Source organism: Pseudomonas sp. Van50 (assembly GCF_055390755.1).
The window spans coordinates 3,817,785-3,837,227 of record NZ_AP024343.1; the positions used below are offsets into that span (position 1 = coordinate 3,817,785).

The following is a 19,443-nucleotide window of genomic DNA, read 5'->3' on the forward strand; positions in this document are numbered from 1 at the left end:
CGCTCCCACAGGAGATCTGTGGCGTATGCGAATCCTGGGGCTACCCCAAAACCATTGTGGGAGCGAGCCTGCTCGCGATGGCGTCAGGTCAGCCGCATTGATGTTGGCTGACACACCGCTATCGCGAGCAGGCTCGCTCCCACAGGAGATCCGTGGCGTATGCGAATCCTGGGGCCACCCCAAAACAACTGTGGGAGCGAGCTTGCTCGCGATGGCGTCAGGTCAGCCGCATTGATGTTGGCTGACACACCACTATCGCGAGCAAGCTCGCTCCCACAAGGGATCTGGGTAAGAGAAATTCTGCCGGGCGAGCTACTCCGAACGCAGAATCACTGTCATCCGCTCGTCAGCCAGCGTCGAGCCGAACACTTCGGCGTAGCGCAGGGTCGCATTGGCATGCTCGCGCATGATCGCCTCGGCACGGCCGCTCTGGCGATTGATCAATGCGTCGAACACCGAATGGTGTTGCATGTGGGCATAGTTGAAGCGGCGAAACTCGCCGGCCATGTTCTGGCGATCCACCGCCAGGGCGGTGACTGAAGCGAAAGGCAGATGATCGTTGCGAGCCAGGGCGTCGGCGATCGCCGGGTTGTGGCTACCTTCGACGATCACCTGATGAAAGCGCATGTTGAGATCGTGATAGACCTCCAGGTCATCCTCGGTCACATAACCCTTGGCGAACAGTTCATCCCCCTGCACCAGGCATTGTTCGAGTATCGCGCGCGCTTCTTCAGACAAGCCATGCTCGGCCGTCTGCCGTGCCGCCAGGCCCTCCAGCACACCACGTACCTCCACAGCCCCGGCGATTTGCTCGGCACTGACCGAACGCACCTGAAAACCTCGCCCGCCAAAGCGCACCAGCAACCCTTCCTGCTCCAGGGTGCGAAACGCCATGCGCACCGGCATGCGCGACACGCCGAACAACTCAGCCGTGGGAATTTCCATCAAGCGCTCGCCAGCGGCCAGCTCACCCGAGGCGATCATCTTGCGCAGCGCAACCAGCACCGTTTGGCCGGGCTTACTCATCCAGGCGATTCCAGAGAAAAGAAGCCGTCATAGTAGAAGGCCTGGCGCAACGTGTCACGGCAGTGCAAGGCCTTGATAAAAGCCGGTGGTTCAAATGCCCGCCAATTCCCGCAACTGCGCCAAAGTCTGCTCGTCCAGGCTAATCCCCTGCTCATTGGCCTTGCTGCGCTCGCGATGACGACGATCTCCCGGCAACCGCCGCAGCCCGACGCCATGCATCTGCCTGACCAGTTCCCGGCTGCGCTCGGCGAAGTCTTGCCCGGCGGTCTTGCTGGGGTCGATCACGATCAACAACTGGCCAGTCCACGGCGTCTTGGCGCCCGGATGATTGCTCCAGTCGAACTCGAAGGAAAAGTTACCCCCGGTCAGGGCCGCCGCCAGCAACTCGACCATCATCGACAGCGCCGAGCCCTTGTGCCCGCCGAACGGCAGGAGCGCTCCGCCTTCGAGAATCGCCTTGGGGTCGCGGGTCGGTTGGCCAAGGCTGTCCACGCCCATGCCTGGCGGCAATAACTCGCCCTTGCGCGCAGCAATCTGTACGTCACCGTGGGCGATGGCGCTGGTGGCCAGGTCGAAGACAATCGGCTCACCGTCGGCCCGTGGTGCGGCGAAGGCAATGGGATTGGTGCCGAACAGTGGCCGGTCCGCGCCATGGGGCACCACGCAGGTCATGCTGTTGACCACGCTCAACGCCACCAGGCCTTCGTAGGCAAACGGCTCGACATCCGGCCAGAGCGCCGCAAAGTGATGGGAGTTGCGAATGGCCAGGACGGCGATACCGGCGCTGCGGGCCTTTTCCACCAGCAGTGGCCGCGCGGCAGCCAGGGCTGGCTGGGCAAAGCCATTCCCGGCATCCACCGCGACGAACCCTGACGCCACGTCTTCGACTACCGGCACGGCCTTGCCGTTGACCCAGCCGCTGTTCAGCGTCGAGACGTAACCGGGAAGGCGAAACACCCCATGGCTATGGGCACCGTCGCGCTCGGCCCCGGCGCAGTTTTCAGCCAGGCACCGGGCGACTTCGGTCGACGTGCCATGACGCAGGAAAATTTTCTCCAGCAAGCTCACCAGAGCATCGAAGGACAGGGTGCAAGAAGCGGCATGATCGGATGGCGCAGACATCTGAAGCTCCGGAATGATTGTTGGAGGTAGCAACAGCGTAAAGGACCCGCCCGGTGATTAAACACTGTTTCAGGCGCGCACTGTCAATCCTTCCCCACTGCCGATCAAAGAAGCCCGGCGTGCAATAACTATGTACCACCTTTGCCCATCCATCGCTGCCTAGTCTGAGCGCTTGCGCCCCTTTCACGGCGCCTTGATCGAGAAGCAACGATGACCACTGAAACCACGCCACTGCTATTTCCCGAGGTATTGAACGCCACTCGCCTGGACCAATTGACCGCTCCCCACGGGCTGACCCAGGCCGATCTCGACTGGTTGCACCATGTCTCCCTGCCCAGCCATGCGCAACGCGCGGCGCAGATACCGCCGATGTCCGCCGAAACGATTCTGCTCCAGGCCGAGAACAAGGCGCCGATTCCATTGGCCGGCTGCTTTACCCTCAGGGCCCTGCCAGATACCGACGGAGCCGACCACAAGTCTGCGTTCCTTTACACGCCGGACGGGGGATCACCCAGTTCAACGACCCGCAAGCCCTCGAAAACAAGATCGATGAAATGCTGCAGGACACCGCGGGGCGCGACGATCTGTTTCGCTACCTGTCGATTTCCCAGCGCAGCGAACTGAACAGCACGACCGACATCACACGAACCAGCCAGATCATCAACGAAGACGTTTTCAAGGCGCAGATCGAATCCATCGAATACGCCCAGCGCCTCAATGCCCTGGCCATGGTGGATGAGCTGATCAAACTGCCCACACTGACCTCGATGCTTGACCAGGCATTGAACGAGCGGCTTCCCAACTTCGATCAACGACAGGCCCGCGTGGCGTTGCGCAAGGGTGTCCCGCTGGGCGATACCCATGCAATTCCGGTCACTGAGAGCATTGCGCTGAGCGACGCCGTGCTGGTGTACTTCCACCATCAGGGTTGGCCTGCCGGGCATGACGTCGACCTGACGCACCCCGGTACGAGCGCGCACACGGCGCAACAATGGGAAGACATCATCAAGGCCACGGCCAGGAACCTGATCCCCAAGCTCAGCCAATGCATCAGTGCCTACTGGGAGGCGAACAGCCCCTTCCACCTGTCGCGCCGCCACTTTCTTGCCCGGGTCATTCGTGACGCACTGCGGGCGGCGATCCTGATCGAGCGCGAAAAAGGACAACTGACCCAAGCCCAAAGCCAGGAGCTGCTTCGACTGTTCAGGCCTTCGCGCCGGGAAGAGCCACTGCTGTTCATCGAAACGATTCGCCTCTGGGAATATGCACCGCGTTTTGTCGAGCTGGCGGGTTCGTTGATGATCAGCGGCAAGGATCATTATCTCTACACCCCCAGCCACGGCCTGCAGAAGGTCGCCAACTACCTGGGTTTCAAGGATGCGCTACTCAAGCCCGCCGCCACAGTCGAGCCCGGGCAAGCGCTCTACAACCTCTTGAGCCTGGAAGAACGCAACCGTTTTCTGCGCTTCAACCAACCGCAAGTGTCGGGCGAATCGGTGAACTTGCCAGTGGCCGAATCCCTGGCTGACGCGATCATTGCCAAACAGCTGGACAACTTGCACTACGCGTTGGAAATGTCCCGCCAGGGCGACGTCAACCTCCATTCACTCATCGACAAGACGCTGGATATCCGCGCCTTGATCAACAAAAGCCTGCTGGATCAGAAAACCGATGGGCATTGGGGCACACGACCGGTGTTTTACGGAGACCTGCGACCGTCCAACTTCATGGCCGACCAACTGGAAAGGAAGATCAAGAGCTACACCGATGTCGAAGACGCTTTTCACACCCACTTCATCAAGCTGCCGCCCGCCAACACGGCCTCGCTGCACAGCGGGCTGGACAAGCTGCTGCCTGAACTGACCAACGTCTTCTCACTGGGCCTGCGCGCCGAGGCCGAACTCAGGGAGCGTGACGCAACGCTGCCGGCCGCCGCCCATGACTTGATCAGGAACGTTTTCGCCTACGACGCCGACTACCCGGACCGCACCCAGCGCCTGGGCGTCAGAGGCTTTCGACCGGATGTCTATTCGTTGAAACTGACGTGCCGTACTGAAGAGCGCGTGATTTCCCTACGCCTGCCCAACTGTTTTTTAATGACCGAGCGCGGCGGCCTGGATACCCCCTACTCGGGCATGGCCATCCTTTGGTCCCCCACCGGCGGCCTACAGGCTTTTGCGAGCGTCGACCTGGCCACGGAGCAACTGAACAAAAACCTGCTGGACACTCGCAAACGCTTTGCCTGGCTCTCGAACCTGGCGCCCGCTCACCGCATGCCCCACGGACGCTACCAACTCCAAGCCTATGAACTGCTGGAAGACAATGTGCTGGTGAATCGGATGAATTCGTTCATCGAACAGTTCAAGAGCGAGCGCAATTACTTGAGCACGTTGAAGGTCGGGGATTGGAAACTCAGCGGATCGGCGTTGCGCAACAGTCTCGACGCCTTGCTGGCTAAAGGCGCGCCCACCAACCTGAAGCGCGCCGTGGGCATCGCCCAAGCCAACAGGCAACAACAGACACTGCCCGCCTGGCTCGGGACGGCGTCCCTGGAAGATCGACGCCTGCATATCGAACTGCTCGAACAGTACAAGAACAGCGTGGTCGATGCCGATGCCAAGGACTATCTCGACGGTATCGAGCCATTGCGCACCTACGTGCATAAAAAGCTCAAAGCGTTACTGGACGCACGTTTCCCTGGAAAAAACCTCGACCCCGACACCCTCCAGATCACACCGAACCTTGCCGTCGTGGGGCCGGCCAGCGCGTTGACCGACTTTGCCTTGCATCATGTCGATGTGACCCGAAACGGCTTCAAGATTTCGTCAACCTCCACGCACAAACTGCCTGACGGCTTGAACGAGATGGCGGTCAGGCAAATATTATCGTCATTGGATATTTCCACCGCCTATAAAGCACAGGTCATGGACACGCTGTCCGGCTCTGCCGCGCCGGTCTTGCAAAGGAAGCGACGGTTCCGCCGACAACTCCCCTGGCAACTGCTGCAACACGCTCACGCCCGGCACCTGCAGCAACATCTCTCCAGCAAGGCATTCGACCTGATTCGCCAGGTACTGGACATGCCGGACGCCATCGCCCGTAGCGCGGTCGAAGGCGCCAGCGCAGTGTTTCGCCCAGTGGAACTGATCAAGACCGGCGGCGCGGCGGCGGTCAAGGCCCTTGGGCTTTACCTGGTGGGTTCGAGCGCCCAGGCAACCAACCCCCTTGTCCTGTATGCCCCTTATCACTCAGGTCATTGCTTTACCGAATTCAAGGACGAAGCGAGTGTGGTCGCGGCCTTCAACACGCCCGGCGCGCTCCAGGATTTGCTGGTCCACCGACTTCCCGAGGACCAGCAAGCCATTTTCAAGAACCTGTTCGCTTCGACACTCGGGCGCCTTTCGGAGATGACCCTGGGGTCCAACCCTATCCGCTCAAACCTGCTCGACACGCTGTTCGATGACAACACGAGGTTGCTGGCAGAGCTGCTGGGTTCCCAGGCACAGGACAAGCGCCAATTCGACTGGAGTACCGTCCTGCACCTGTTCAGCTCGGGCATCCGGTTAGTGGGAAGACAGTTGCCAGGCAAACTGACGTTCATAGAAACGCTGTGGGACAGTTACCAGGACTTCAAGGCTTCTTCCGAGGCCCTGCAAGCGCATGACTGGAAAGCCGGCTTGCACAACTTCATCGCCGGTGCCGCCGAGATGGTCTCGCTGGGCCTGCTCAATCGCGACGATACATTCGGCCTGCTCGATCCCGTTGAACCCGCCTTGCCAACTGTCCCATCGACACTCAACTGGAAGGACATCGCGTCCACCGGCCAACTGCGTACCGACCTGGGCGTCTTCGAAGCCACGGGGGTCAGCCTGTCCAACCTGCAAAAAAACCTGGCTGATGGAACTTACAAGGCCATGGAAAACGGCAAGCTTTATATCCCCTTGGCCGGCAAAGTCTTTCAAGTGGCAAAAGCCGACCAAACCTGGCGAATCATCCATGAACACGGCGAGGGACCGTTATTGAAAAAGTCCCCGGATGGCCGGACATGGGGAATCGACCCACAACGCCATACCATCCGCTTTGGCAAGGCCGGGTCGAAGATGGCCATCACCTATAGCGACTTCAAAGCCAAAGGTTCATTGAATATTGAAGCGCGAGGCATGACGGAAATACGCCGGAAATATCCGCACCGGGCAAATGCAATCGTGCAAGCGCTGGAGACTGCGCGGTTTTACTCATTCAACGCCCTCCACAACCTCCATCAACTCAAACAACAGGTTCTTCCGGGCTCCCGACTGGACAGCTACCTTAAATTGTTTTTTGGTGTCAGCAACGTCGACGCCAGTCTGCTAAGCAAACTAGAGACAGCGATATCGCCAATATGCCGGGCATTGGCCGATCCCACCTGGGAACTGCAAAACGCGAACCGCATCGTTGTCGGCCACCTCAAACACCTGGAGGATAGAGCCACTGCATTTGTGCTCGAACCGGCCGCCATTGGAAGAATCTATCTCACACAATTCTTCTTCGACATGGAATTGGATTGGTACAGGGCCGTCGTCCCCGATACCTTTAATGTCGACGCCCATGCCCAGGCAGCGACCTTCATCCATGAAGTCTCCCATCAGCTGTTCGATACCCTCGATATCATCTATCTGGACGCGGTACTGCCCTTCCTCGACCTGATTTCAACAGTGACTTATCCAGGGCAAGTGCAATACGCCAAGCAAAATGACCTGCAACTCAACGGACTTTCGTTGACCACCCCAAAATCCAAACTGTTCATGCAATGGGACAGCGCAGACAACACCTACAAGAAGTTTGAGCAACTGCCTTTGTACAAAGAAACAACCCGGGAGATCCTGAAGATCACTGGCGCCAAAACCATGGACATCGCCCGCGATGATTTTCTGGATCCGATTTTGCCGGGCAAGCGCATCGACGTCATACTCCGCAACGCCGACTCGATCACGCTATTGATTTGTGAATTAGGACGGCAACTCGACGTGAGTCCCTCCCGGCAACTTGCCGTGCCGTGAGTTGCACAAGAGGGGGTTGTTGATCTTTTTTTCACGCAAAGTATGCGACGGTAGGCCAGGACTGATGTTTGAGCGAAAAAAACAGGCTCATTGATGCGCAAACGCCATGACGGCAGTTCTCGGCAGCTCATGCCGAAGGTTAGAATGCGGCAAACCAGGACGAATCAATGACCGAACATACCCTCTCGGAAGCCGAATACGACGCCATTACCGATGCCGCAGCCCATTGGTGCATGCGACTGCATGCCGTCGACTGCACCGATGCCGAACGGCAGGCATTCAAGCAGTGGCACGATGCCGATCCCCTGCATGCTTTCGAATACGAAGCCATGCTGGAAATCTGGGATGTTGCCGATCATCTGCCGCGTGTCGAGGCCGCAGCCGCCACTCCAGCGCCCAGGCCCCGGTCGCGCTGGAGCCGGTTGGCTGTCGCTGCCGCGGTGTTCGTCGTCGGCCTGCCCCTGGCCGCCTACACCGGCTGGAACCTGGACTGGATCGCCAATTCCTATCAGCGGTTCGAAGCCGGCACGAGCGTGCGCCATATCACCCTGAGCGACGGCAGCCAGGTGGAACTCAACCTGGGCAGCGAGCTGACCTTCGCCAACTACAAGAACGAGCGCCGGGTAACCCTGGAAAAGGGCGAGGCGTTTTTTGACGTCAGCCATGACAAACAGCATCCGTTTGTCGTACGCGCGGGCCAAGGCCAGGTGCGTGTGACCGGTACTCGCTTCAACGTCTGGATGTACCAGGACCAGGTGTGGGTCACGCTGGTGGAAGGCTCGGTCAGGGTCACCAGCAACCAGGCCCTGACCCGTAACGGCCTGCAACTTTCGCCGGGCATGCAGGCGAGCTACAAGGCGGGCGATCATCAGCCCCAAGTCCGCGAGACGCCCCCGAACGACAGCTCGCTGGCGTGGCGCAACGGCAAGCTGGTACTGGATGACCTCGCCCTGAGCGATGCGCTGCCACTGATCAACCGCTACCTCGAGCGTCCCGTCATGCTCGCTGACAACAGTACCGGCGGCCTGCGTGTCGGCGGTGTCTACAACATCAGCGAAGTACAGAACCTCGTGGCTTCGTTGCCCAAAGTCCTGCCGGTCTACCTGACCCAGAACAAGGACGGCAACCCGGTGCTCAATTCCATCGGGCAGCGGCCGGTCCAATAACTGAAAGAACTGAAAGTCTCCCTGTGGGAGCAAAGCTTGCTCGCGATAGCGGTGAATCAGCCTGACTCGATCTGGGATGTACCGCCTTCATCGCGAGCAAGCTCGCTCCCACATTGGAAGTGTGGGCCGCCCCCTGTGGGAGCGAGCTTGCTCGCGATGACGCCTGCAAGCACAACAGCGGTTACTGCGTCGCCACCCTGCCCGCCTCATCACGCTCACGGATAATCACGGCCTGATAATACGGATCGGCCTTGATCTGCTGTTCGGTGAAGGGCAGCACACTCCACTGCTTCTGCGAAAACGCCTGGGTCTGGTCGGCCGAGTACGGTGAAGCGGGGTCGCTGGAAATGGAAAACGCCAACAACCCCTGGGCTTGCGGACCTTTACCGTCGAACGTGACCACTTGCAGGTAGCTGGTACCGCTGACCACCTCCCGCTTGCCGTTCGCTCCCGGCACGCTCTGGATCGCGTTATAGATGCCCAACTCCCCGGGGCCGCCGTGGATCGGCGTCTGTCGGCTGCCGCTGCTGGCCACCTGGACGTCTTGCCACAGGCTGTCCTTCGACAACCCCGCAACCTTCACCGCCTCCACCGAAGCCAGCATGGCCTCGCGCACAGCCTTGAACACCGGCGGTCGCTCGATCGCCAGGCCGCGCGGGGTGCGTTGCGGGTCTTTGGGATCGAACGCAACACGCCATGAATCCGGCACCGCCTGCAGCCGTTCCATGATCTGCTGGAAGTACACGAACCCCAGACCGCTGTTCAAGCCAGCCTTGCGATCCCAGGCCTTGAGGCTGGTACAGGCCTCGGCCAATGCCGAAGCATCGCCCCCCAGGTCTCCGGCGCAAACGCCGAGCAGGTCCGGCATCACCTGGTCAGCCAGGTAAACCTGATCGTCCATGACCATGCGCTGCAAATCCTCCACCTTCACCGGCCCACCCTTGGCCAACTGGCCCACCCGCTCCAGCGCAAAACGCGCCCGCAGGCCCAGCGGCTGGCCTTGCTGGCTGATCACCGGGGAATAACCGGACAACGGCTGAGCGGGGTTGACCATCCAGGCCGAATCGTTGGAGTTCTGCACATAATCGCGGCGCAGCAGCTGCGGGAGCTTGTCGGCGGCATAAATACCCTTTTGCACCGCGCTGGAATCGCTGCCCCAGGCACATTCGCTGCGGCTGCCATCCAGCACGATCAGCTGCAATCCGGCCCTGGGATCGCTGCACCGGGCCAGCTTGTCGGCGTCGACGTTCGGCACCACCGACACGTTCATGTAGAGGCTTTGCCCCTGGTCGTCCACCGCCAGGGTATTGACCCAGGGAATGCCCTGGATTTTATGGACAGCGTCCTGCAAATCCTTGAGGGTGACGGCCTTGTTCATGGCGTACCACTGGGCCAGCACGCGATCGTTTTCCAGGTTCGCATCACGCAGGCTGTAGGCGAACTGGTTGTCCCAGTCCAACCGGCCGGGCCATTGCACGATCGGGCCGAACTGCGAGCCATAGACCACGCGAGAAACCGTCTGCACCTGGCCGTCGGGCTGCCTGATGTCCACCGCGACCGTCTGCTGGCTCATCGGCACGGATTTGCCATCGAGCAGGTAGCGGGTCGGATCTTTCGGGTCGAGCTGCAGCCGGTACAGTGTGAAATGCTTGGAACTGTCGACGGTGTGGGTCCAGGCCAGGTGCTGGCTGAAACCGATGTTGATCATCGGCAGGCCTGGCAGCGCCGCGCCCATGACGTCCAGCTTGCCGGGGATGGTCAGGTGCATCTGGTAGAAACGCATGCCGCCTACCCACGGAAAATGCGGATTCGCCAGCAGCATCCCGCGACCGTTGAACGAGCGCTCGCTGCCAATGGCCAGGGCATTGCTGCCGCGTTCCAGGGCAAAACGCTGCTGCCGGGTCGCGGCGGCGGCGAAACCGGCGACCGGGGCGTCCGCGCGTGCCGTCGCCTGGGGCGGTTGTGCGCCAGCCAGGGCTTCGGCGAACTGGCCGACGCCGCCTTCCACCAACAACCGACGGGTCAATTTGACCAGGTCCAGCGCGGTGATCGGCCGCACCCAATCGCTGGCGCATTGCTCGGGCAGGCCCTTGGCCTTGCGCTCGGCCAACGCGCGGTTGTAGCCCGCCGCATAACCTTCGACCAGTTGTTGCACTTGAGGCGGCTGGGCCTGCCAGAAACCGGAGACCGCTTGCGGCGTGTTGAGCCAGCTGAAAAACAGATCGCTGACGCGGTTCTGCCGCTGCTCGACCGTGACCTGCTCGGGCCCGAAATAACGCGAGCGCTGGGCATTGACCGTGACGATCTCATTGGCCAGCAGGCACAAATTATCCTGGGCGTAGGCATACCCGATGCCATAACCCAGCCCACGCTCGTCCTGAGCCCGGATATGTGGCACGCCAAAACGGGTGCGACGGATCTCGGCACTGGCCTGTTGCCCATCGTCCTGTGCACTGACCACGGGGCTGAGCCCGAGGGCGATCCCCAGAAAAGCACCTGCAAGGCCAACCCTCGATAACTGCCCGGACATTCTCACGTTCACTCCTGATGAAAACTGCAGAAACCAGGACGGCTACCGGTGCGCCAGTAGACAGCACTCGGCCCGCCTGGGAAATCACACACCGTGTGCTGAACCGGAATGTGCCTACCTTGAAAACGAACCGGATGAAAAAAAATTAATGGCTGGATACCGCTTGAACACGGGGGTTTGACGAAGCAGGGGCAATTTTTTCACATCGCCACCCTCATGATTGCGCGCCCTCGTTCGTCCTATAACAGGAGAGTATTCGTGACCTTTTCTGATCTGGCTGGTAAGGAGTTTCTGCATGCGTAACGCGCAACTGCCCATGGAGGGCAAGCCAAGGCCGACCGGCGTCTCGCTGAGCGCCACCCACCGTGAATTCGAGAGGCCGCCAGAGCGCGGCGGCAATGACCACATCAGGCGCCTGCTCAAGAGCTTCGGGCTGAGGACCAGCCTGATTCGCCTCAAAGTCATCGACGCGTTGCTCAAGGCCGCCCACGAAAACCGCTGCCTGGGCGTGCGTGGTGTGCACAGCCAGTTACTGGGGCTGGACATTCCGTTGTCCTTTCTCAGCGTACGCGAGGTGTTGAAGCGCCTGTGCAGCGAGGGCGTCGTGACCCTCAACCCCGATAAAAGCTATCGCCTGCACCCCAGCGCGATGGCCGTGCTCGAGGCCGAGGAATGAAGGCGGCGCTCAGGGCTTGACCTTGCGCCGCATCACGCCGTTGATCACCACCACGATGACCGCCACGGCAATGGCGATGTATTGAAACAGCTGCTCGCTGATCATGCCCTTGCCCTGCATCCAGGACAGCCCGAGCATGATTGCCAGGACGACGAGGACGATCAGAATCGAGTATTTCAAACGTTGCGAATGAGTCATTGCCAATTTCCTGAATGTATCCGTTCTGTATCCGAAGGCTTGCCGATCCATACCTCATCTACCGGAATGACGACTCACCAACGGGGCCCCATGGTACAGCCGAAGGCGCGTCTTCGTGCAATCCGCTCGTTTTATTCCTTGGCTACCGACACCTAAAGCTGCGTCCCGCCAGGCCGATATATACAGAACTGCCCATTCGCCAGTTCCAGAAAATCGCCTTCGTGCAAGGACTCCTCGTATGCCCTCACTCCGAACGATCCAGGCTCGCTATACCCTGTTTCTGGTTATTTTCATGCTGGTGTTGTCCCTCCTGACCGTGGTGGGCATCAGTTACCTGGTCGCGCCCAAGCTGCGCCAGACGGAAGAGCAAGTGGCACTTAACCGCATCGCCGAGGTTGCCGAGCAGATCCAGGGCGAACTGAACAAGGTACAGGCGCAGCAACGCAGCATTACCCAGACCATCCCGCTGCTCGACAGCGATGCCATCGACAAAGTGTTGCCGGGGCTGGTGGACCAGTACGGCGAGCTGAAAGTCTTCGGCGGCGGGATCTGGCCCTTGCCCAACCAGCGGGCCGAGGGACGCAGTAAATTCAGCACGTTCTGGCACCGCGATGCGTCCGGCAAACTGGTGGTCAATACCTTCTGGAACAGTGACGCCGCGCCCAACTATTACGAACAACCCTGGCACAAGGGCGGCATGGCTACCCCACCGGGCAAATGCGCCTGGGCCGCGGCCTATAAAGACGACGCCAGTGCCGAACCACGCACCAACTGCGCCATGGCCATCCAGAAAAACGGCGTGCCTTACGGCGTTTCCACCATTGATGTGACCCTGGGCTTCTTCAATGAGCTGGTGGCACGCAAGGAAGCCGACCTGAGCGCCGAGATGCTGATCGTCGAAGGCGACGGCAAGATCATCAGCAACAGTTCGCGCATCAGCGGTCCGATCGTGCTGAAGAACATCAGTGAACTGGCGGCCACCTCGCCATTCGCCGCCCAGGTCAAGGCGGGCCTGGCCAAGCGCGATCAGCCGCTGCAACGTGTGGAGTTCGACAACAAGGGCGAGGCCAGTACCTTCTTCATGCGCCCTATCGAAGGTTCGCCGTGGTTCCTTGCCACCGCATTGCCGACTCGCCTGATCACGGCCCAGCGCGATGATGTACTGAGCACGCTGAGCCTGCTGCAGATCCCGATGGTGATCCTGCTGGTCTTGATGCAGCTGTACGCGATCCGCCAATTAACCAATCGCATGAAAGTCCTCAAAGGCAACATCGACGCCCTGTCCACCGGCGATGCCGACCTGACCCGACGCATCACCATCCGGGCCGAGGATGAATTGGGAGCGATCGGTCACTCGGTCAACCGCTTCATCGCTTACCTGCAAGATATGATCGGTGAAGTCACCCAGGCCACTGGTGCCATGGCGTCGAGCCTGGGCGATCTGCAGCGGACCTCGGCCCACACCAGCGAAATCCTGATGCGCCACGCCTCGGAAACCGACCAGACCGTGACCGCCATCACCCAGATGAGCTCCACGGCTGAAAGCGTCGCGCAAAACGCGGCCGAGACTGCGGCGTTCACTCAACGCGCCAACGAGCATGCCGATCGCTCCCGCGTGGTGGTCGGTGAGGCCTCCAACAGTGTGGTGGCCTTGATCGATGAAGTGGCCAGCGCCACCCGCAAGGTCGAGAGCATGCAACAGGACGCTCAGCGCATCACCGAGATCCTGGGTGTGATCGGCGCCATCGCCGGGCAAACCAACCTGCTGGCGCTCAACGCCGCCATTGAAGCCGCCCGGGCTGGCGAGCAAGGCCGTGGTTTTGCCGTGGTGGCCGACGAAGTCCGCGCCCTCGCCGCCCGCACCCAGGCCAGCACCTCGGAAATCAACGAAATGCTGACCCGCCTGACCCAAGGCGTGAGTTCGTCGGTCTCGGCCATGGAAAACACCCAGGCCAGCTGCCAGTCGGCCGCCGACGCGACCTCGCGCGTCAACTCGGGCCTGGACGAAATGGCCGGCTCGGTCAGCCAGATCAACAGCCTGAGCACCCAGATCGCCACGGCCGCCGAGCAACAAAGCGCGGTGACCGAGGAGATCAATCGCAGCATGGTGCAAATCCGCCACATGGTGGAGGAACTGGTGGAAAGTGGCCTGGCCAGCGAAACCAACACCCGGCAACTGCTGGACGCCAACACACGGGTGAATGCGATCATGGGGCGGTTCAAGGTTCGCTAAAACCTCACCCTCCCCCTGTGGGAGTTGAGTTTCTGTGGGAGTTGAGCTTGCTCGCGATGCAGGCGACTCGGGGTCAAATTGCTACCGAGGCGCTGCTATCGCGGGCAAGCCTTGCTCCCACAGAGCATTTCCCCCACAAAGCCTCGCTCCCACAGGACTGTATTCGCCCTCTCAACCTGACAATTCTGTAATCCCCGCCTCAGCCCCCTGTCAGCTCGTGCTCGCTACTCTGTTATCCTTGCGCCAAACCGTTCGACACGAGACCTCCTTCATGGCCAATCCCCTGCACCTGCTCGCCTTGAGCGCCCTGTTCATGACCACCCTGGCCCAGGCCGCCGAACCGGTCACCATCGATGTGCACCGTGACGCCAATTGCGGCTGCTGCAAAAAGTGGATCTCGCATTTGCAAGAAAACGGCTTCCAGGTCAACGACCATGTCGAAGCCGACATGAGTTCGGTCAAGCAACGCCTCGGCGTGGCGCCAAACCTGCGCTCCTGCCACACCGCCGAAATCAACGGCAAATTCGTCGAGGGCCACGTCCCGGCCGACCAGGTGCTGGCACTGAGCAAGCGCGATGACTTGCTCGGTGTGGCCGCACCGGGCATGCCCATGGGCTCGCCCGGCATGGAAATGGACGGCATGAGCGACGCTTATCAAGTGATCGGCCTGAAAAAAGACGGGACCCAAACCGTAGTGGCGGATTACCCGGCCCACTGATGGGCCAAGCCTATATCGGCTTGTTCCTGGCGGCATTTGGCGCGGCGACCTTGTTGCCGCTGCAATCGGAGGCCTTGCTGGTCGGCCTGTTGCTCAGCGAGCGCCACGTTATCTGGCTGTTGCTGGGGGTCGCCACGCTCGGCAACGTCCTGGGTTCGCTGGTGAACTGGTGGCTGGGCACGCGCCTGGAACACTTCAAGGACCGGCGCTGGTTTCCGGTCAGCCCGACTCACCTGGACAAGGCTCGCGTGCATTACCAGCGCTTCGGCCGCTGGTCGCTGCTGCTCAGTTGGTTGCCGATCATCGGCGATCCGTTGACCCTGGTGGCCGGGGTAATGGGCGAGCCATGGCGCCGCTTCCTGCTGATCGTGACCGTTGCCAAAGGTTTGCGCTATGGCGTCCTCGCCCTGGCCACGCTGGGCTGGATGGGTTGAACATTCGGGCCGTTCGGTTGCCTGTGGTTAATGTCGCCATAATCGGGTCGCGCCAGGATCGGCCGCGGCCACAAGGAGATTGACCATGTCCCGAACCCCCACGCGCTGGTTACCCAGCCTCTTGCTCAGCGCCGCCCTGCCCCTGCTCGCCCAGGCCGCCAGCCCGCCGGAAGGCCCGGCCTACGGCGCCCAGTTGGAGGGCTTCGAATACCCCTATACCCTCAAGCACTTCGCCTTCCAGTCCCAGGGCCAATCGTTGCAGATGGGCTATATGGACGTGCCGGCCCAAGGCAAGGTCAATGGCCGCACCGTGGTGCTGATGCACGGCAAGAATTTCTGCGCCGCCACCTGGGGCGATTCGATCAAGGTGCTGAGCGAAGCCGGCTACCGGGTCATCGCCGCGGACCAGGTCGGTTTCTGCACCTCGAGCAAACCCGAGCATTACCAGTACAGCTTCCAGCAACTGGCGACCAACACCCAGGCCTTGCTCAAGGCCCTCGGTGTACAGAAAGCCATCGTTCTCGGCCATTCCACCGGCGGCATGCTCGCCACCCGTTACGCCTTGCAGTTCCCCGATCAGGTCGAGCGCCTGGCGATGGTCAATCCCATTGGCCTGGAAGACTGGAAAGCCTTGGGCGTGCCCTACCGCACCGTGGACCAATGGTACGCCCGTGAGCTGAAAGTCACCGCCGAGGGCATTCGCAATTACGAGCGCACGACCTATTACGCCGGCCGCTGGAAACCTGAGTTCGACCGCTGGGTGGACATGCTCGCCGGCTTGAACAAGGGCCCGGGGCATACACAAGTGGCGTGGAACTCGGCGCTGATCTACGACATGATCTTCACCCAGCCGGTGTATTACGAGTTCAAGGACCTGACCGTACCCACCCTGTTGTTGATCGGTACCTCCGACACCACCGCCATCGGCAGCGACATCGCGCCGCCGGCGGTAAAGGCCAGACTGGGCCACTACGAGGTATTGGGCAAGCAGACCGCCGGGCTGATTCCCCGCTCGACCCTGGTGGAGTTCCCCAATCTGGGGCATGCCCCGCAGATGGAAGAGCCGGATCGGTTCCACAAGGCCCTGCTGGGCTGGCTGGACAAACCTATTCCCTGACGAGGTGTTCCATGGCGGTGCAAATAGCAGTCATAGACGATTGGCAAGATGTGGCACGCGGTGTGGTGGACTGGTCGGTGCTCGACGGCGTCGGCCAAGTGACCTTTCTCCACGACTATCCCGCCGACCGCGACACCCTCGCCGAACGCTTGCAGCGCTTCGAGGTGATCTGCGTGATGCGTGAACGCACCGTGTTCGACGAAGGCCTGCTGCGCCGCCTGCCCAATCTCAAGCTGCTGCTCACCGGCGGCATGCGCAATGCCGCCCTGGACCTGAAGGCCGCCGCCGAGCTGGGCATCCAGGTGTGCGGCACCGACAGCTACAAGCACGCCGCGCCCGAACTGACCTGGGCGTTGATCATGGCCCTGGCCCGCAACCTGGTGCAGGAAGCCAATGCCTTGCGCGCCGGTCTGTGGCAACAAGGCCTGGGCGGCGACCTGCACGGCAAGACGCTGGCGATCCTCGGCCTGGGCAGCATCGGTACACGGGTGGCGCAGTTCGGCCAGGTGTTCGGCATGCGGGTCATCGCCTGGAGCCAAAACCTCAGCGCCGAACGGGCCGCCGAAGTGGGCGTGACCTACGTCAGCAAGCAGGCGTTGTTCGAACAGGCCGACATTCTCTCGGTCCACCTGGTGCTCGGCGAACGCACCCGCGGCCTGGTGGATGCCCAGGCGCTGGGCTGGATGAAACCCGAGGCGCTGCTGGTCAACACCTCCCGCGGGCCGATCGTCGATGAAGCCGCCCTGATCGACGCCCTCCAGCACCGGCGCCTGGCCGGTGCCGCCCTGGACGTCTTCGCCCAGGAGCCCTTGCCTCAGGCCCATCCATTCCGCACCCTGGAGAACGTGCTGGCCACGCCTCATGTGGGTTATGTCAGCCGACAGAATTACCAGCAGTTCTATTCCCTGATGATCGAAGACCTGCTGGCCTGGGCGGCGGGCCAGCCGATTCGGTTGCTGACGCCGCCGGGCTGAACCGGAGGAGCATCCCCACTTTTTCTGTGGGAGCGAGCTTGCTCGCGATAGCGGAGGATCAGTTGCAGGTTTGTGCCTGACACACCTCTATCACGAGCTCGCTCCCACAGGAAACAGCGTGCTTCCAAGGATGCTATTAGCCATCAAAACGCCTCTATCCCACCCGCCCTCCAATGGTGCATCGCGCCATTCCATCGCGCACGCCAATGAACCAACGCCCTCCCCCTACACTTTTTTCTTTGCAGGAAACTGCACTTCGTCGGTGCGTATTCCCCTTCGTCGTGTAAGACATTGCCGCTAAAAAACGTGATTGTCGGACAATGCGACGAACCGAGGCGCACCGCTCTAGGATATGACCTAGACTGCCTAACCGGGGGGAAAACCGACCGGTCATCCAGACGAAAAAAAGTCGAAACTTTTCGCAACGGCGACAGGTCAGGTTAGAGGTAGGGCAACAGCGACTGGTGCAGTCCTTGCACTGGTCATTGCAACAGCTCCTTCAGCTGATTCGCTTCGCCGCGTTTGGGTAGCCGTCGCTTTCCTTGCGTAGCGCTTGTGCGCCTGGCCGCAGGATTTGGCCAATGAAACAACAGCTCTGGCGCTTGCCGGAAACAGATCGAGAAAATGGGAGATATTTATGATCAGTGCTGCCTTGGAACCACAACAAGTCCGTTCTCAATTACCGCCGGCGGCCGAATCGCCGACGGCTCCGGTGCTGGTCACCGGCGGCAAGGCACTGCTCCCCGTCGTTCGACAGAATCCCAATCGCAAGAAAGTCTTGTTCGTCACCTCGGAAATCGCCGACCTGGTCAAGACCGGCGGCCTGGGCGATGTGTCCTCGGCACTGCCCCGGGCCATGGCCGGGCTGCATGATGTCCGGGTGCTGATCCCTGGCTATCCGCAAGTGATGAACAGCGGCAATCCGATCCACATCGTCGGCGAACTGGGCGGCCACGCAGCACTGCCGCCCTGCAAGATCGGGCGCATGGACATGGCCGACGGCCTGGTGATCTACGTACTCATCTGCCCGGAACTGTTTGCCCGCGAAGGTTCTCCCTACGGTGCCAACAACGGTCGCGACTGGCCGGACAACCACATTCGCTTCGCCCGCCTGGGCCTGGCCGCCGCCGACATCGCCGCCAACCTGGCACAGATCCACTGGTGCCCGGACCTGGTCCACGCCCACGACTGGCCAGCAGGACTGGCGCCGGCCTACATGCACTGGCGCGGGCAACGCACCCCGACCCTGTTCACCATCCACAACCTGGCGTACCAGGGCGTGGTCAGCCTGGCATCCTGCCCGGAACTGGGCATCCCCGAGCACGCCCTGCAACAGGAAGGCATGGAGTTCTACGGCAAACTGTCGTTCCTCAAGGCCGGGATGGCCTACTCCAGCCACATCACCACAGTCAGCGCCACCTACGCCCAGGAGATCACCACCCCGGCGTTTGGTTGCGGACTCGACGGTTTCCTGGCTGCCAAGACCCAACAAGGCTTGCTCAGCGGCATCCCCAACGGCATCGATGAAAGCTGGGACTCGGCCACCGACACCCACCTGTTCCGTCAGTTCGCCATGGGCGACTGGGAAGGCAAGGCCGTCAACGCCAGCCATGTGCGTGAACTGTTTGGCCTCGACGACTCCCCTGGCCCGCTGTTCGCCGTGGTGTCGCGCCTGGTCTACCAGAAAGGCCTGGACCTGACCGAAGCGGTCGCCGAGTTCATCGTCGAATCTGGCGGCCAGATCGCCATCATCGGCCGCGGCGAACCGGAGGAAGAACAGGCCATGCGCGAACTGGCACTGCGCTTCCCCGGCCGCATCGGCGTGCGTATCGGCTTCAACGAAACCGATGCGCGGCGGATGTTCGCCGGCAGCGATTTCCTGCTGATGCCCTCGCGCTACGAGCCCTGCGGCTTGAGCCAGATGTACGCCCAACGTTTCGGCTCGCTGCCGGTGGCGCGCAATACCGGAGGCCTGGCGGACACCATCGAAGATGGCGTCACCGGTTTCCTGTTCGATGAGTCCACCGTGGAGAGCTACCAGCAGGCCTTGAGCCGGGCCTTCAAGGTCTTCGAGTTCCCCGACCTGCTCAACGCCATGCGCTGCCGGGCCATGTCGGCACCGTTCAACTGGTGCCAGGCCGTGGAACCCTACGCCGAACTCTACGAACAACTGGTGGCGAAGTCACTGGGAAAATCGGCCAGACAATGAG

At 61.2% G+C, this 19,443-nt stretch carries 14 protein-coding genes; 10 read left to right on the forward strand and 4 right to left on the reverse strand.

Annotation, left to right across the window (positions count from 1 at the left end):
* Positions 1-312: 312 nt before the first annotated feature.
* Entirely contained in the window at positions 313-1,026 is a 714-nt protein-coding gene (locus ACZ5M5_RS16100; RefSeq protein WP_003202123.1) for a GntR family transcriptional regulator, read from the reverse strand.
* A gap of 90 nt (positions 1,027-1,116) precedes the next feature.
* On the reverse strand, positions 1,117-2,148 hold the full coding sequence (locus ACZ5M5_RS16105) for an Ldh family oxidoreductase (protein ID WP_060742248.1): 1,032 nt from the start codon (positions 2,146-2,148) through the stop codon (positions 1,117-1,119).
* A 210-nt stretch (positions 2,149-2,358) separates the two neighbouring features.
* On the opposite strand from ACZ5M5_RS16105, the gene ACZ5M5_RS16110 reads away from it, so the two are divergent.
* The 3 genes from ACZ5M5_RS16110 (at position 2,359) to ACZ5M5_RS16120 (ending at position 8,353) form a co-directional block, all read left to right on the forward strand.
* Positions 2,359-2,772, forward strand: coding sequence for a hypothetical protein (locus ACZ5M5_RS16110; RefSeq protein ID WP_464737606.1), 414 nt, complete (start codon positions 2,359-2,361; stop codon positions 2,770-2,772).
* Positions 2,703-7,187, forward strand: coding sequence for a dermonecrotic toxin domain-containing protein (locus ACZ5M5_RS16115; RefSeq protein ID WP_464737607.1), 4,485 nt, complete (start codon positions 2,703-2,705; stop codon positions 7,185-7,187). The genes ACZ5M5_RS16110 and ACZ5M5_RS16115 overlap by 70 nt, the downstream gene beginning before the upstream one ends.
* 167 nt (positions 7,188-7,354) lie before the next feature.
* On the forward strand, positions 7,355-8,353 hold the full coding sequence (locus tag ACZ5M5_RS16120; RefSeq protein ID WP_103311133.1) for a FecR family protein: 999 nt from the start codon (positions 7,355-7,357) through the stop codon (positions 8,351-8,353).
* 181 nt (positions 8,354-8,534) lie between these two features.
* Here the strand turns inward: ACZ5M5_RS16120 and pvdQ are convergent, their stop codons facing one another.
* Positions 8,535-10,883: a bifunctional acylase PvdQ gene (gene pvdQ / locus ACZ5M5_RS16125; RefSeq protein WP_464737608.1), complete on the reverse strand. Its 2,349-nt coding sequence runs from the start codon at positions 10,881-10,883 to the stop codon at positions 8,535-8,537.
* Between the two features lie 295 nt (positions 10,884-11,178).
* Between pvdQ and ACZ5M5_RS16130 the strand changes: the two genes are divergently transcribed.
* Positions 11,179-11,559, forward strand: coding sequence for a hypothetical protein (locus ACZ5M5_RS16130; RefSeq protein ID WP_060742244.1), 381 nt, complete (start codon positions 11,179-11,181; stop codon positions 11,557-11,559).
* A gap of 9 nt (positions 11,560-11,568) precedes the next feature.
* Here ACZ5M5_RS16130 and ACZ5M5_RS16135 read toward each other — a convergent pair whose 3' ends face one another.
* A complete protein-coding gene (locus tag ACZ5M5_RS16135) occupies positions 11,569-11,757 on the reverse strand; it encodes a hypothetical protein (protein WP_042731964.1) in 189 nt (62 codons plus the stop codon).
* Between the two features lie 238 nt (positions 11,758-11,995).
* Here ACZ5M5_RS16135 and ACZ5M5_RS16140 point away from each other — a divergent pair, with 238 nt between their 5' ends.
* The 6 genes from ACZ5M5_RS16140 (at position 11,996) to glgA (ending at position 19,442) form a co-directional block, all read left to right on the forward strand.
* A complete protein-coding gene (locus tag ACZ5M5_RS16140) occupies positions 11,996-13,990 on the forward strand; it encodes a methyl-accepting chemotaxis protein (RefSeq protein WP_060742243.1) in 1,995 nt (664 codons plus the stop codon).
* A gap of 271 nt (positions 13,991-14,261) precedes the next feature.
* The gene (locus ACZ5M5_RS16145) at positions 14,262-14,708 is read left to right on the forward strand and encodes a DUF411 domain-containing protein (RefSeq protein WP_464737609.1); all 447 of its coding nucleotides are present in this window, start codon (positions 14,262-14,264) and stop codon (positions 14,706-14,708) included.
* Positions 14,708-15,142 (forward strand): YqaA family protein, encoded by a 435-nt coding sequence (locus ACZ5M5_RS16150; protein WP_060742241.1) that lies wholly within the window; start codon positions 14,708-14,710, stop codon positions 15,140-15,142. The genes ACZ5M5_RS16145 and ACZ5M5_RS16150 overlap by 1 nt, the downstream gene beginning before the upstream one ends.
* Positions 15,143-15,227: 85 nt before the next feature.
* Positions 15,228-16,259 carry an alpha/beta fold hydrolase gene (locus tag ACZ5M5_RS16155; protein ID WP_207282180.1) on the forward strand — a complete coding sequence of 344 codons (1,032 nt, stop codon included), beginning with the start codon at positions 15,228-15,230 and terminating at the stop codon, positions 16,257-16,259.
* Positions 16,260-16,270: 11 nt separating this feature from the next.
* Complete coding sequence (locus ACZ5M5_RS16160) at positions 16,271-17,233, forward strand: D-2-hydroxyacid dehydrogenase family protein (RefSeq protein ID WP_464737610.1); 963 nt, start codon at positions 16,271-16,273, stop codon at positions 17,231-17,233.
* A gap of 637 nt (positions 17,234-17,870) precedes the next feature.
* Complete coding sequence (glgA, locus tag ACZ5M5_RS16165) at positions 17,871-19,442, forward strand: glycogen synthase GlgA (protein ID WP_464737611.1); 1,572 nt, start codon at positions 17,871-17,873, stop codon at positions 19,440-19,442.
* Position 19,443: the final 1 nt, after the last annotated feature.

What these genes read in the sequence shown, in the direction of transcription:
- ACZ5M5_RS16100 (WP_003202123.1), bottom strand. Translation starts at nt 1,026, where the DNA reads ATGAGTAAGCCCGGCCAAACGGTGCTGGTTGCGCTGCGCAAGATGATC.
- ACZ5M5_RS16105 (WP_060742248.1), bottom strand. Translation starts at nt 2,148, where the DNA reads ATGTCTGCGCCATCCGATCATGCCGCTTCTTGCACCCTGTCCTTCGAT.
- ACZ5M5_RS16110 (WP_464737606.1), top strand. Translation starts at nt 2,359, where the DNA reads ATGACCACTGAAACCACGCCACTGCTATTTCCCGAGGTATTGAACGCC.
- ACZ5M5_RS16115 (WP_464737607.1), top strand. Translation starts at nt 2,703, where the DNA reads ATGCTGCAGGACACCGCGGGGCGCGACGATCTGTTTCGCTACCTGTCG.
- ACZ5M5_RS16120 (WP_103311133.1), top strand. Translation starts at nt 7,355, where the DNA reads ATGACCGAACATACCCTCTCGGAAGCCGAATACGACGCCATTACCGAT.
- pvdQ (WP_464737608.1), bottom strand. Translation starts at nt 10,883, where the DNA reads ATGTCCGGGCAGTTATCGAGGGTTGGCCTTGCAGGTGCTTTTCTGGGG.
- ACZ5M5_RS16130 (WP_060742244.1), top strand. Translation starts at nt 11,179, where the DNA reads ATGCGTAACGCGCAACTGCCCATGGAGGGCAAGCCAAGGCCGACCGGC.
- ACZ5M5_RS16135 (WP_042731964.1), bottom strand. Translation starts at nt 11,757, where the DNA reads ATGACTCATTCGCAACGTTTGAAATACTCGATTCTGATCGTCCTCGTC.
- ACZ5M5_RS16140 (WP_060742243.1), top strand. Translation starts at nt 11,996, where the DNA reads ATGCCCTCACTCCGAACGATCCAGGCTCGCTATACCCTGTTTCTGGTT.
- ACZ5M5_RS16145 (WP_464737609.1), top strand. Translation starts at nt 14,262, where the DNA reads ATGGCCAATCCCCTGCACCTGCTCGCCTTGAGCGCCCTGTTCATGACC.
- ACZ5M5_RS16150 (WP_060742241.1), top strand. Translation starts at nt 14,708, where the DNA reads ATGGGCCAAGCCTATATCGGCTTGTTCCTGGCGGCATTTGGCGCGGCG.
- ACZ5M5_RS16155 (WP_207282180.1), top strand. Translation starts at nt 15,228, where the DNA reads ATGTCCCGAACCCCCACGCGCTGGTTACCCAGCCTCTTGCTCAGCGCC.
- ACZ5M5_RS16160 (WP_464737610.1), top strand. Translation starts at nt 16,271, where the DNA reads ATGGCGGTGCAAATAGCAGTCATAGACGATTGGCAAGATGTGGCACGC.
- glgA (WP_464737611.1), top strand. Translation starts at nt 17,871, where the DNA reads ATGATCAGTGCTGCCTTGGAACCACAACAAGTCCGTTCTCAATTACCG.